The sequence below is a fragment of the Sphingomonas sp. genome (assembly GCF_040398505.1).
GTDB lineage: Bacteria > Pseudomonadota > Alphaproteobacteria > Sphingomonadales > Sphingomonadaceae > Sphingomonas.
In genome coordinates, this window is record NZ_JBBATX010000079.1 from 1 (window position 1) to 12,575 (window position 12,575).

General features: G+C 63.6%; 14 protein-coding genes and 2 pseudogenes. 6 read left to right on the forward strand and 10 right to left on the reverse strand.

The genetic code is table 11. The features are described 5' to 3' along the window. The 5 genes and pseudogenes from ABWP09_RS10405 to ABWP09_RS10425 all read right to left on the reverse strand — a co-directional run bounded on the left by ABWP09_RS10405 (position 1) and on the right by ABWP09_RS10425 (position 1,873). Positions 1-288, reverse strand: a pseudogene (locus ABWP09_RS10405) (hypothetical protein). A 34-nt stretch (positions 289-322) separates the two neighbouring features. Continuing rightward, on the reverse strand, positions 323-700 hold the full coding sequence (pspC, locus tag ABWP09_RS10410) for an envelope stress response membrane protein PspC (protein ID WP_353205077.1): 378 nt from the start codon (positions 698-700) through the stop codon (positions 323-325). Position 701: 1 nt separating this feature from the next. Next, the gene (gene pspB, locus ABWP09_RS10415; RefSeq protein WP_353205078.1) at positions 702-986 is read right to left on the reverse strand and encodes an envelope stress response membrane protein PspB; all 285 of its coding nucleotides are present in this window, start codon (positions 984-986) and stop codon (positions 702-704) included. A 1-nt stretch (position 987) separates the two neighbouring features. Next, a complete protein-coding gene (gene pspA / locus ABWP09_RS10420) occupies positions 988-1,656 on the reverse strand; it encodes a phage shock protein PspA (protein WP_353205079.1) in 669 nt (222 codons plus the stop codon). Positions 1,657-1,723: 67 nt separating this feature from the next. Further along, positions 1,724-1,873: a hypothetical protein gene (locus ABWP09_RS10425; RefSeq protein ID WP_353205080.1), complete on the reverse strand. Its 150-nt coding sequence runs from the start codon at positions 1,871-1,873 to the stop codon at positions 1,724-1,726. Positions 1,874-2,034: 161 nt separating this feature from the next. Between ABWP09_RS10425 and pspF the strand changes: the two genes are divergently transcribed. After that, complete coding sequence (pspF, locus tag ABWP09_RS10430; protein WP_353205081.1) at positions 2,035-3,066, forward strand: phage shock protein operon transcriptional activator; 1,032 nt, start codon at positions 2,035-2,037, stop codon at positions 3,064-3,066. Between the two features lie 66 nt (positions 3,067-3,132). Next, positions 3,133-3,735 carry a superoxide dismutase gene (locus tag ABWP09_RS10435; RefSeq protein ID WP_353205082.1) on the forward strand — a complete coding sequence of 201 codons (603 nt, stop codon included), beginning with the start codon at positions 3,133-3,135 and terminating at the stop codon, positions 3,733-3,735. Between the two features lie 39 nt (positions 3,736-3,774). Here the strand turns inward: ABWP09_RS10435 and ABWP09_RS10440 are convergent, their stop codons facing one another. From ABWP09_RS10440 to ABWP09_RS10460, 5 genes are all read right to left on the reverse strand, one after another. Beyond that, a complete protein-coding gene (locus ABWP09_RS10440; RefSeq protein ID WP_353205083.1) occupies positions 3,775-4,503 on the reverse strand; it encodes a glycosyltransferase family 2 protein in 729 nt (242 codons plus the stop codon). Between the two features lie 96 nt (positions 4,504-4,599). Continuing rightward, on the reverse strand, positions 4,600-5,235 hold the full coding sequence (locus ABWP09_RS10445; RefSeq protein WP_353205084.1) for an inner membrane-spanning protein YciB: 636 nt from the start codon (positions 5,233-5,235) through the stop codon (positions 4,600-4,602). Continuing rightward, complete coding sequence (gene ftsY, locus ABWP09_RS10450) at positions 5,232-6,161, reverse strand: signal recognition particle-docking protein FtsY (protein ID WP_353205085.1); 930 nt, start codon at positions 6,159-6,161, stop codon at positions 5,232-5,234. Before ftsY ends, ABWP09_RS10445 begins: the two co-directional genes overlap by 4 nt. Next, entirely contained in the window at positions 6,158-7,495 is a 1,338-nt protein-coding gene (gene mtaB, locus ABWP09_RS10455; RefSeq protein ID WP_353205086.1) for a tRNA (N(6)-L-threonylcarbamoyladenosine(37)-C(2))-methylthiotransferase MtaB, read from the reverse strand. The genes ftsY and mtaB overlap by 4 nt, the downstream gene beginning before the upstream one ends. Positions 7,496-7,569: 74 nt before the next feature. Then, entirely contained in the window at positions 7,570-9,216 is a 1,647-nt protein-coding gene (locus ABWP09_RS10460; protein ID WP_353205087.1) for a putative bifunctional diguanylate cyclase/phosphodiesterase, read from the reverse strand. Between the two features lie 230 nt (positions 9,217-9,446). Between ABWP09_RS10460 and ffh the strand changes: the two genes are divergently transcribed. The 4 genes and pseudogenes from ffh to ABWP09_RS10480 form a co-directional block, all read left to right on the forward strand. Continuing rightward, positions 9,447-10,937: a signal recognition particle protein gene (gene ffh, locus ABWP09_RS10465; protein WP_353205088.1), complete on the forward strand. Its 1,491-nt coding sequence runs from the start codon at positions 9,447-9,449 to the stop codon at positions 10,935-10,937. A 37-nt stretch (positions 10,938-10,974) separates the two neighbouring features. Next, a pseudogene (gene rpsP / locus ABWP09_RS10470) lies at positions 10,975-11,448 on the forward strand (30S ribosomal protein S16); the annotation flags it as partial. A 200-nt stretch (positions 11,449-11,648) separates the two neighbouring features. After that, complete coding sequence (rimM, locus tag ABWP09_RS10475) at positions 11,649-12,140, forward strand: ribosome maturation factor RimM (protein ID WP_353205089.1); 492 nt, start codon at positions 11,649-11,651, stop codon at positions 12,138-12,140. A 67-nt stretch (positions 12,141-12,207) separates the two neighbouring features. Continuing rightward, the coding region (locus ABWP09_RS10480) for a glycine-rich domain-containing protein (protein WP_502959789.1) at positions 12,208-12,575 on the forward strand (368 nt) is incomplete at its 3' end.

Below are 12,575 nucleotides of genomic sequence, written 5' to 3' on the forward strand. Positions count from 1 at the left end.
TCAGCGCAGCGCGTCGATGTCGCGCGCGACGCGTTCGGCGGGATCGGTGGCGATGCGTTCGAGCACGGCGAGTCGTTCCTCGAGGCGGCTGAGCTGGCCGAGCAGCTTCTCGTTTTCATTGCTCAGCAGCTCGATCTTGCGATCGGCGCTGGGGTCGGTGCGGGTTGCCGTGCCGCTCCACTCGTTTTCGAGCGGGTAGCCGTGGCGCGCCCGGACTCAGGTGGTGATGACCCAACCGACCGTCGACATGCCGATGATTGCCAGGACGAAAATCTGTCCACTGCCCATGATGCTATTCCTTCCCTGTTACGCCCGGATCCGATCAGCGCAGGCTGTCGATCTCGTCGGCGAGGCGGTTGTTGCGGCTGGTGTAGAGCGTTTCGATGTCGGCAAGCCGACGATCGATGTCGCGGAACTTCGAGCGGACCTCGGCGGTCGAGCGCGTCGGATTGCTGCGCACGCCCTGCCAGAACTTCGCATCCTCGGCGCTGTCATAGAGGCCGAGCGGCTTCTTTTCGGCGACGCAGGCGATGACGATATAGGCGAGCAGCGACCATCCGCTGGTGGCGAAGGTCAGCAGGACGGTGCCGACGCGGACCCAGGTGGTGTCGATGCCGGTGTAATCGGCGATCCCGGAACAAACGCCCAGCCATTTGCTGTTTTGCTTGTCGAGGTAGAATTTGGTGCGGCTGGCGGACATTTCAGTTCCTCCCTGAACTTTTAAATGGGGTGGGATCATAAGCGGTGGTCGGCTCGGCGAGCGGCATACCGCTGCGCCAATCAGGATGGTCGGCTGCGACGATCCGTTCGACGGTGCCGAGACGGTCTTCGAGTCTGCGGGCAAGGCCGTAGAGTTCGTCGAGCAGCTTCTCGTCCTCGTTGGTGATCTTGGGTGCCGTCTTCCACTTCGTGATGTAGTGAAACAGGATCCACGGCGCACCGATGAACAGCATTCCGCAGATAATGATGGCGGTGAAACCTTCCATCTCAGCTATCCTTGCTGACGCGCGCCTTCATCGCGGCCAGCTCGGCCTCGACCTTTTCGGCGGACTTCAGTTCGGCGATTTCCTCGTCGAGCGACTTGGGCGGGGCACCGTACCCTGCAACTTCGGCGCGGCCCTCGGCCATGTCGACGCGGCGCTCCATGATCTCGAAGCGCGCGAACGCATCGTGCATCTTGGGGCCGGCATAGAGATCGCGCAGCTTGAACTTGTTCTGTGCGGATTCGAGCCGGGTCGCGATCGAATTCTGCCGGGTGCGCGCCTCGCGTAGCTTGCCGGTCAGCTTGGCAATGTCCTCCTCGGAGCTGTGCAGCGCCTCGTCGAGCACCGCAATCTCGCCGCTCAACTGCTCGGCCATATCGGCCGCCTTCTGCTTTTCGACGAGCGCGGCCTTGGCGAGATCCTCGCGGCCCTTGGACAGCGCCAGCTCGGCCTTCTCGGTCCAGCTTTCCTGCAGCGACCCGAGCTTGCTGATGTGGCGGCGCATTTCCTTCTGATCGGCGATGGTGCGCGCGGCAGAGGCGCGAACTTCGACCAGCGTTTCCTCCATTTCGAGGATGATCATGCGGATCATCTTCGCGGGGTCTTCCGCCTTGTCGAGCAGGTCGGTGAAGTTGGCAGCGACGATATCGCGGGTTCGGCTGAAGATGCCCATGGTGTTACTCCTTCAAAGTACGAAAATGGTGCCGGGGCGGAATGGGGGCGCCCGCCTCGGCGTCGCTTCAGCCCTGGGGTTGGGCAGCGATCTGGATGGAAGCCGCGTTGACCGGGCCAACCGCGCCGACGAGCGCGACCGAACCGAGCAGGACCGTCGCGACGAGAGCGACCAAAACTTGTGAAACGCTGTTCTGCGATTTGTATTCGGTATTCATGATGGGTCTCCTTACCTTGAAAATGTGCGGCCCGGTTGGGCTGTGCCAACAGCTTTGCATGTGCCGTGCCAATTTCAGAAATGGCGGATTTCTGGGCCTTTTTGCGGGATGAACAAAAATCGGACTTGCCAAGGCTTGGGATTTTACGCCAAGCTTTGGGAATGGAGCGGACGCATCATGTCATCGGGCAATCGAGTGTGTTTCTCGACGCGCTCGAACTCGCCAGCCGCGCGGCGGCACTCGACCGGCCGGTGCTGGTCATTGGCGAGCGCGGCACGGGCAAGGAGCTGGTCGCCGAGCGCCTCCACCGCCTGAGCCCGCGCTGGGATCAGCCGCTGGTGATCATGAATTGTGCCGCCTTGCCCGAAACGCTGATCGAGGCCGAGCTGTTCGGCCACGAAGCGGGCGCGTTCACCGGCGCGACCAAGGCGCGGGCCGGGCGGTTCGAGGAAGCGCATCACGGCACGCTGTTCCTCGACGAGCTCGGCACGCTGTCGATGGCGGCGCAGGACCGGCTGTTGCGCGCGGTCGAATATGGCGAGGTGACGCGGATCGGATCGTCGCGTCCGATGCGGGTCGATGTGCGGATCGTCGCGGCAACCAACGAACATTTGCCCGACAAGGTCGCGCGGCACCAGTTTCGCGCCGATCTGCTCGACCGGTTGAGTTTCGAAGTGGTGACCTTGCCGCCGCTCCGCGCGCGCGTGGATGATGTGCTGGTGCTGGCCGAACATTTCGGGCGGCGGATGGCATCGGAACTCCAGCGCGACGGCTGGCCGGGTTTTACGCGGGCGGCAGAGGCGACGCTGATCGCGTATCAATGGCCGGGCAACGTCCGCGAATTGCGCAACGTGGTGGAGCGCGCGGTGTATCGCTGGGACGAAGACGGGCCGATCGACGCGATTCAGTTCGACCCGTTCCATTCGCCGCATCGCCCGGTCACATCCGCGCCCGTGGCCGTTGCGGAGCCGCAGCCTGCGTCACTCGTAGCGATCGCGTCCGAGACTGGACCTATGGATTACAAATCGCGGCTGGCGCGCTTCGAATGCGACCTGTTGCAAGGGGCGCTCGCTGAAAACCGCTTTAACCAGCGCGCGACCGCTGAAGCGCTGGGCCTGAGCTATGATCAGTTGCGGCACGCGCTGAAGCGCCACAATCTGATTTCGGGCGCAGCCGCAGAATCGGTTGCGTAACGACGCGACCGGACCCATTTGCCGCACTTAGCGTTTGCTTAGTCGAGTTACCTTAGGAGAAGACCCATGTCGTTCGAACTTCCCCCGCTGCCTTATGCCTATGACGCGCTGGAACCGACGATCTCGAAAGAGACGATGACCTTCCATCACGACAAGCATCACGCCGCCTACACCGCCAAGCTGAACGAGGGCGTCGCCGCCGACCCCAAGCTGGAAGGCAAGACGATCGAGGAGATCTTCGGCATGATCTCGACGCTGCCGCCGCTGGTGCGCAACAATGGCGGTGGTTTCTGGAATCATGATTTCTTCTGGAAGATCATGGCACCGGCCGGCACGACGCAGCCCTCGGGCAAGCTCGCCGAGGCGATCGACGCGTATGGCGGTCTCGACAAGCTGAAGGAAGATTTCAACGGCAAGGGTGCCGGGCAGTTCGGCTCGGGCTGGGCGTGGGTGATCAAGGATGACAGCGGCGCGCTGAAGGTCGTGTCGACCCCGAACCAGGACAATCCGCTGATGGACGATGCCAAGGACAAGGGCACGCCGATCCTCGCCAACGACGTGTGGGAACACGCGTATTACCTGACCTACAAGAACGACCGTCCCGGCTATCTGAAGGCGTGGTGGGACGTGGTGAACTGGGACGAAGCGGGCAAGCGCTTCGACGCGTAAGGCGAATCGGGGCCCTTCCTCCGGGAGGGGCCCCTTAGCTTAGCGAATATCCTGATAGCCTTGCGTGGCAGGCTTGCTGCGAAACACGATCGACAGATAATTGATGAAATAGAGGCCTGCCATTTTGAGCAGGCCCTGCTTCTGCAGTCGCCGCCCCGACGTCGGCATGACGAAGGATGGTGAGAACAGGACTTTCCCAAACTTCTTCGCGCGTTTCGCGATATCCGCGTCCTCGCCGTAAAATTCGATCGTATCGTCGAACCCACCCATTTTGTGCAGCGTTTCGCGCGGGATCGCGAAATTGCCGCCGACCATCATAAAGCCGGTCAGGGCGTAAAGCGGTCGCGCAGTGACAAACCAACCGGTTGAAATCTTGTCTTTTATTCCGCTCAGATCGTAGAAGCTGTACGGGCCTGACAGGCAGGCAAGGTTGCTGTCCTCCGCAAAATTGCGCGCGATCTGCTCGATCCAGCCGGGTGGCGGCAGCGTGTCGGCATCGACATAAGCGACGATATCGCCCGTCGCGCTGAGCAAGCCACGCTGGCGTGCGCGGGTGATGCCCTTGATCGGCTCGAACACGTATTTGACCGTCGGGTAGCGCTCGACCACCTGCTTCGTGCCATCGGTGCTGTTATTGTCGACGACGATGATTTCCAGCGCCTTGCCCGCGACATTCTGCATCACCGCGTCGAGGCAGGCGGGCAGATAGGCTTCTTCGTTATAGGCCGGGATTACCAGGCTGATCGTTTTTGGTCGGGGGTGAGTCATGCGGTTCTCCTGCTCCACAATCACGTGGGTTGCCATAGCAGAACGCGCATCCGTAACGATGATGGTGCCATAAAAGCGTCAGAACGGCGCGTACGTTCAGCCTTCGGGCGGGATCGGGACCTCGTCGTCCTGCACATTGAACCCATATTTCATCAGCATGGGCACATTGGCGAAGGCGAAGAGCACAGTGAGCGGGATGACCCCCCACAGTTTGAAGCCGAGCCAGAAACCGTAGCTGAATTCATGCCGGACGATTTCGTTGAGTACCGCCAGAAAGGCAAAGAACACGGCCCAGTTGATCGTCAGCCGCCGCCATCCGGCGTCGCTCAACCCGGGATAGGCGGCCTCGAGGAACAGGCTGAGAAACGGTCGTCCCGTCGCCAGCCCGAACACCAGAATCGCCGACAGCATCGCATAGATGACGGTCGGTTTGATCTGGATGAAGTCCTTATTGTGGAAATACAGCGTCAGCCCGCCGAACACGAGTACCAGCGTGCCGGTAAGCCACAGCATCGGTGAAATCCGCCCGGTGCGGATCAGCGAATAGATCATCGCCGCGATGCTTGCGACCATGAACGCGGCCGTCCCCGCAAGCAGCTTCACGAGATCCAGACCCGGTGTCAGATAATTGACCAGGAAGAAGATCGCGATTGGCCCGATATCGATCGCGAGGCGCTGGCCAGCCCCGAGCGGAGCCTTTACGGGCGGGGGGGCAGGTGGGGAAATGCTCATCGCCGCACCCCTTCTACACCTGCGATGATCCGCGCAACCTCGTTTGCATCGAACGGGCGCAAATCGCCCATGCCCTCGCCAATGCCGATCGCGTGGATCGGCAAGCCGTATTTTTCCGCCGCCGCGACGAGCACGCCGCCACGCGCGGTACCGTCGAGCTTGGTCATAACGAGCCCGGTGACGCCCGCATCCTGCTTGAACACCTCGATTTGGTTGAGCGCATTCTGCCCGGTGGTCGCGTCAAGCACGAGCAGAACGTCGTGCGGCGAATCGGGATTGATCCGCCCGAGCACGCGGTGGATCTTGGAGAGTTCGTCCATCAGCTCGCGCTTGTTCTGCAGACGCCCGGCAGTGTCGACGATCAGCACGTCGATCCCGGTCGCGGTCGCTTGCTTGACCGCTTCATAGACGATTCCCGCCGCGTCGCCGCCTTCCTTGCCGCTGATGATCGGCACGCCCGCGCGCTCCGCCCAGGTGGCGAGCTGGCCGATCGCGGCGGCACGGAAGGTGTCGCCTGCGGCGAGCATGACGCCATAATCCTGTTCCTTCAGCAGGTGCGCGAGCTTGGCGATGGTCGTGGTCTTGCCCGAGCCGTTAACGCCGATGACGAGGATGACGTGCGGACGCGGGAAGCCGGTGATTTCGAGCGGTGTCGCCACCGTGGCCAGCACTTTTTCGATTTCCTCGGCCACGATCAGGCGGATGCCGAGCTCCTCCATGTCGCGTTCGAACACGCCGGTCGACAGGCGCTGGCGGATGCGCGCGGCGGTTTCGGGGCCGAGATCGGAGGCGATCAACGCGTCCTCGATCTCGTCGAGTGTCGCCTTGTCGAGCGGTCCGGTGCCGAGCCCGGCGAGATTGCCGATCAGCCGGTCCGAGGTGCGCTTGAACCCACCGAGGAGTTTTTCGTGCCAGCTTGGGGTCATGCGGGGATTCCGGTGAGGGTTTGGCCGTCGGTGGTGAGGATGTGGATCATCGAGATGCCACCTACCGTTCGTGCTGAGCCTGTCGAAGCACGGTTCTCCCGACGCGAGGCGGTACTGTTGGCGAGGTGCCCTTCGACAGGCTCAGGGCGAACGGGGAGAGGGGGGCCGTTTTCCATCGATGGGGGCCAGCGAATCTCCGCGAAATTCCCGGCATGGCCGCGGTCGCCCGGGCGCTCGACCAACACAGTCTGTGTCGTGCCGATCAGTCCCGCCAGCCACGCTGCCTTGCGCCGCGCACCGGCCGCGCGCAACGCCGCCGCGCGCGCCTTGCGCAGCGCCACCGGCACTTGCGGCATCCGCGCGGCGGGCGTGCCGTCGCGTTCCGAGTAAGGGAAAATGTGCGCGTGCACCACGTCGCACTCGTCGATCAGCGCGAGCGTGTCGGCGAACATCGCGTCGTCCTCGGTCGGGAAGCCTGCGATCAAATCCGCGCCGATCGCGATGTCGGGACGCGCGGTCTTGAGCCGGTCGACCAGCTTTACGCTCTCGGCACGCGCATGACGGCGCTTCATACGCTTCAGGATCATGTCATTGCCCGCCTGTAGCGATAGGTGGACGTGCGGCATCACGCGGGCTTCTTGCGTCAGCAGCGCGAACAGGCGATCGTCAATCTCGATTCCGTCGAGCGACGACAGGCGCAGGCGTTCGAGCGCGGGAACGTGACGGAGGATGCGTTCGACCAGCATCCCCAGCGTCGGCGCGCCGGGAAGATCGGGGCCGTAGCTGGTCAGGTCGACGCCGGTCAGCACGATCTCGCGGTGGCCCGCCTCGACCAAGGCGGCGATGCGATCGATCACCGCGCCGGCGGGAACCGAGCGGCTGTTGCCGCGCCCGAACGGGATGATGCAGAAGGTGCAGCGATGGTCGCAGCCATTCTGCACCTCGACAAAGGCGCGGGCGTGCGCGCCAAACGCCGGCGCAAGGTGCGGCGCCGTGTCGCGGATCTGCATGATGTCGCCGACCAGGATCGCATCGTTCGATTGCCAGGCTTTGGGGAGCAATTTCTCGGCATTGCCGATCACGCGGTCGACCTCGGGCATCGCCGCGAAGCTGTCAGGATCGATCTGCGCGGCGCAGCCGGTGACGACGATTTGCGCGGCCGGATGATCGGCGCGCGCACGGCGGATGGCCTTGCGCGTTTCGGCGACCGCGCTGTTGGTGACGGCGCAACTGTTGACCACGACAAGATCGCGTCCGGCCGTGAGCGCGCGGATCGCTTCGCTTTCGGCGATGTTGAGGCGACAACCGAGGCTGATGATGTGCGGGCCGGACATTGCGCGCGATCTAAGGGCGGGGGCGGGCGAAGTCCATGCGGGGATGACAGAAGGGGTGCGGCGGGCTGAGCGGTTTAACCCGCCAGCCGCTTCTCCACATTCTCGACCGCCTCTGCCTCCGCCACCGCCAGCAAGCGCCGCTCCGTCAGCAAGCGCCGCGTGTTTATGATGCTCGTCGGGCGGCCATATAAATACCCCTGGCCTTTGGCGCAGCCGAGCGCGCGCAGGCGTTCCTCGATGCTGGCATTCTCGATCCCCTCGGCCGTGATCGGCAAGCTGAGGCTGTCGCCCAGCCGCGTGATCGCGGTAACGATCGCGGCGCTTTCGCTATTTTCGCCCATCGACATGATGAAGCTCTTGTCGATCTTGATCTGGTCGAACGGCAATGCGCGCAAATGCGCCAGCGAGGAATAGCCGGTGCCGAAATCGTCGAGCGCGAGGCGGATCCCCTGATTCTTGAGGCTCCCGACGATCGACTGCGCCAGTGCGAGATTGTCGAACAAAGCGGTTTCGGTGATTTCGATTTCGAGCCGGCTGGCGGGGAAGCCGGTTTCGGTCAGCACTTTGATGATCTTCTGCGCGAGCCACGCATCCTTTAACTGCCACGGCGAGATGTTGACCGAGAGCGACAGCGCAGCGTCCCAATCCTTCGCCGCGAGAAACGCCTGGCGCATGATCGAGAGTGAGAGATCAGCGATCATGCCGGTTTCCTCGGCAATCGGAATGAACGCGTCCGGGCTGACCAGCCCGCGCGTCGGATGATCCCAGCGCGCGAGGACTTCGAACCCGCTGAGGCGACCGGTCGTCAGGTCGATTTGCTGTTCGAAATAGGGGACGATTTCGGCGCGGGGAATGGCGTGGCGCAAGCCCATTTCGAGGTCGTTGCGTGCCTGCAATTCGCGTTCCATCGACAGGTCGAACCAGGCAAAGCGGTTGCGGCCCGAATTCTTCGCGGCGTACATCGCGATATCGGCGGCGCGCATCAGCGCGTCGATGCTGGCGCAATCGAAGTCCGATCGCGCAATGCCGACTGAGGCCGAAATGTGGAGTTGCAGCCCCTCGGCCTGGAACGGCTGGGCGAGACGGCTGACAAGTCGTTCGGCGATGCGCTCGACCGTGGTGGGGTGGGTCGGGTCAAAGAGGAAAGCGCAGGCGAATTCGTCGCCGCCGAAGCGTGCAGTCAGCGCGACGCCGGGCATAGCCTCGGCAATTTCCAAGGCGACCTGTTGCAACAAGGCGTCGCCAGTGGCGTGCCCATACATGTCGTTGACGGTCTTGAAATGATCGAGATCGAGCATCAACAGCGCCATCGCCTTGCCGCGCGATTGCGCGCGGACGAACATGGCGGCACCATCCTCGGCCAGGCTGCGGCGATTGAGAAAGCCGGTCAGCGGATCCTTCGACGCGAGCTGCTGCGCACGTTCCTCGGCGGCGGTGCGGATCGTGACTTCGTGCGCCAGCTCGCGGTGGCGACGCCAGCCGAACAGGATCAACGCGACATTGAGCAGCAGCGCGATGACGAGCGTCTGGTCGGTTCCGGCACCGCCATTGAAATAATGCTGCACCGTGCTGGACAGAACCGCGCTGCCGATCCCGACGAACAGCAGGATTGCGGCGACCGTGATCGCGCCGTTCAGGATGTCGCGGCGCGGCGCAGCCGGGGGCGGCACGACCACCGGATCGCCAACTCGTGTCTCGCTCGAACGACTCTCGGCCATCATGCCACTCTCTGCCCCACCCCTTGCAAGCTGCTCTCTTTCCACGCGAGCGATGTAGATCGGGTTAAGCCGGATGGTTGCGCAATTGCTTCGCTTGCGCTAATGCCCCGCCCGATCGTTCCTGCACAGGATCGTGAAGGCTGCCCATCGGGCTACGCCGGCCGACGAGGTTTCGTCCGCCGGCGTTCTTTGCGTTACGGTGTCGGCGCGGGTGTTTGGAAAGGTTTTTTCGGATGTTCGAGAGCCTGAGCAACCGTCTTGGCGGTGTGTTCGATCGGTTGCGGGGGCGCGGTGCGCTCACCGAGGCCGACGTGCGCGCGGCAATGCGCGAAGTGCGCGTGGCGTTGCTCGAGGCCGACGTCGCGCTGCCGGTGGCGCGCGATTTCGTCGACAAGGCGACCGAGCTTGCGGTCGGGCAGAACGTGTTGCGTTCGGTCACTCCGGGGCAGCAAGTCGTCAAGATCGTCAACGACGCGCTGGTCGAGATGCTCGGCGCCGACGCCGTCGAACTCGAACTCGGCGTTACCCCGCCCGCGATCATCATGATGGTCGGCTTGCAAGGCTCGGGCAAGACGACCTCGACCGCGAAAATCGCGCTGCGGCTCGCCAAGAAGCAGGGCAAGAAGGTGTTGATGGCGTCGCTCGACGTCAACCGCCCGAACGCGCAGGAGCAGCTGGCGGTGCTCGGCACGCAAGCCGAGGTGCAGACGCTGCCGATCGTCAAGGGGCAGCAGCCAGTCGATATCGCGCGCCGCGCGGTGCAGGCGGCGAAGCTGCAGGGCTTTGACGTGCTGATGCTCGACACAGCGGGTCGTCTGCATGTCGACCAGGCGTTGATGGACGAAATGCGCGCGGTCGCCGAGGTGACCAAGCCGACCGAAATCCTGCTGGTGGTCGACGCGCTGACCGGTCAGGACGCAGTCAACGTTGCGCAGAATTTCTCGGATCAAGTCCCGCTGACCGGGATCGTGCTGACGCGGATGGATGGTGACGCGCGCGGCGGTGCAGCGTTGTCGATGCGCGCCGTTACCGGCAAGCCGATCAAGTTTGCGGGCATGGGCGAGAAGCTTGAGGCGCTCGAGGCGTTCGATCCGAAGCGCGTTGCGGGCCGCATTCTCGGCATGGGCGATGTGGTCGGGCTGGTCGAACGCGCGGCCGAGGCGATCCAGGTCGAAGATGCCGAAAAGATGGCGGCGCGGCTCCAAAAGGGGCTGTTCGACATGGACGATTTGCGTGGGCAGCTCACGCAGATGCGTCGGATGGGCGGGATCGGTGCGCTCGCCGGCATGATTCCCGGCATGAAGAAGGCGCAGGCGCAAGTCGATGCCGTTGGCGGCGAGAAGGTGCTGCTGCGGATGGACGCGATGATCACGTCGATGACGCCGAAGGAACGCCGCAAGCCCGAATTGCTCAACGCCAAGCGCAAGATCCGCATCGCCAAGGGATCGGGCACGACGGTTCAGGACGTCAACAAATTGATCAAGATGCACCAGGAAATGGCTGGTGCGATGAAGAAGATCAAGAAAATGGGCGGCCTCGCCGGCATGGCCAAGATGTTCGGCGGCGGCGGCGGTGGCGGCGGAATGGGCGGCGGCGGTTTGGGTGGAATGGGCGGGATCGACCCGGCCAAGCTGCTCAGCGGCGGTGGTGGTGGCCTCCCCGGCCTCGGCGGCGGCCAGACCAAGCTCCCGCCCGGCTTCGAGAATTTACTCAAGAAGAAATAGTTCAACCAACTCAACGTATCAAAACAAGGACATAAAAATGGCAGTCAGCATTCGTCTCTCGCGCGGTGGTTCCAAGAAGCGTCCGTATTATCGCATCGTCGTTGCCGATGCGCGCAGCGCACGCGACGGCAAGTTCATCGAGAAGATCGGCACGTACAATCCGCTGCTCGCCAAGGATGACGCAAAGCGCGTCGTGCTCGATAGCGAGCGTGCGACCTATTGGCTCGGCGTCGGTGCCCAACCGACTGACCGCGTCGCGCGCTTCCTCGATGTAGCCGGCGTGCGCGAGCGTGCAGCCCGCAACAACCCGAACAAGGGCAAGCCCGGCGAAAAGGCGACCGAGCGCGTCGAAGAGCGCCAGAAGAAGCTGGATGACGCCGAAGAAGCCAAGATCGCAGCCGCCGCTGCCGCGGAAGAAGCCAAGGTTGCCGCTGCTGTCGCTGCGGAAGAAGCCAAGGTTGCGGCTGCCGCCGCTGCGGAGGAAGCCAAGGCGACCGCCGCTGCCGAAGCCGCTGCGGCTGCCGAAGCCGCCGCTGCAGCGCCTGCACCAGAGCCCGTCGTCGAAGAGGCACCTGCTGCCGATAGCAATGCAGAGGCCGAGGCCCCGATTGCTGAAGCGGGCGTAGAAGCCGCGACCGAAGCGCCGACCCCGGAAGCCGAAGCCGTCGCCGTCGCCGACGCGACGTCGGAAGAAACTCCGGCGAACGGTTGATGCCACAGGATACCCCCGTCACGCTCGCCGTCATCATCGGCGCGCACGGCGTGACGGGGGAGGTCCGTCTCAAGGTCTTCACCGAGGACCTTGGACTCTACAAGACCTTCAACGATGGCACGTTGTCGCTCAAATCGGTGCGCCACGGCAGCAACGGGATGATTGCGCGAATTGCCGAAGTGACCGATCGCAACGCCGCCGAGGCGCTGCGGGGGACCGAACTCACCGTGCCGCGCGCGGCGCTGCCGCCGCTCGGTGAGGGCGAATATTATCATGCCGATCTGCTCGGACTCGCGGTCGTGTCGAGCGCGGGCGAAGCGATCGGCCGTGTCGTCGCGATCGACGATTTCGGCGCGGGCGACGTGCTCGAGATCGAGCGTGATGCGGTGGAGGGAAAACCCGGCAAGCGCTTCATGGTGCCGATGCGCGTCGAGGCGGTACCCGATTGGGACGACACGCGGCTCGTGCTCGATCCGGCCTGGGTGGAATAGCGCTCAGACTTGACAAAGAACTCCCATCATCTTAATGGGAGTTTAAATGCGCGGATCGCCTGATCCCTTGGATGTCTCCCTGGACCACCCGGTGTGGCGCGCCCTTTCCCGTTACAGCATCGGGCCTAACGATGCGGCGCTCTCCTTCGCAGCGCGGCTGGCGCGCGAAGATGGCTGGAGCGCTGCTCATGCCGAGCGCGTGATCGTTGAGTATCGCCGCTTCTGCTTCCTCGCGGTAACGGCACCGCATCCCGTTACGCCGTCCGATGCGGTCGATCAGGCGTGGCATCTGCATTTGACCTACACCCGCGATTATTGGGAGCGCTTCTGCCCCGATGTCCTCGGTCGCGCGCTGCACCATGGCCCGACGGCGGGTGGCAGCGCCGAGCAGGGACGCTTCTTTGAACAGTATGCGCAGACGCTGCGGCGCTATGA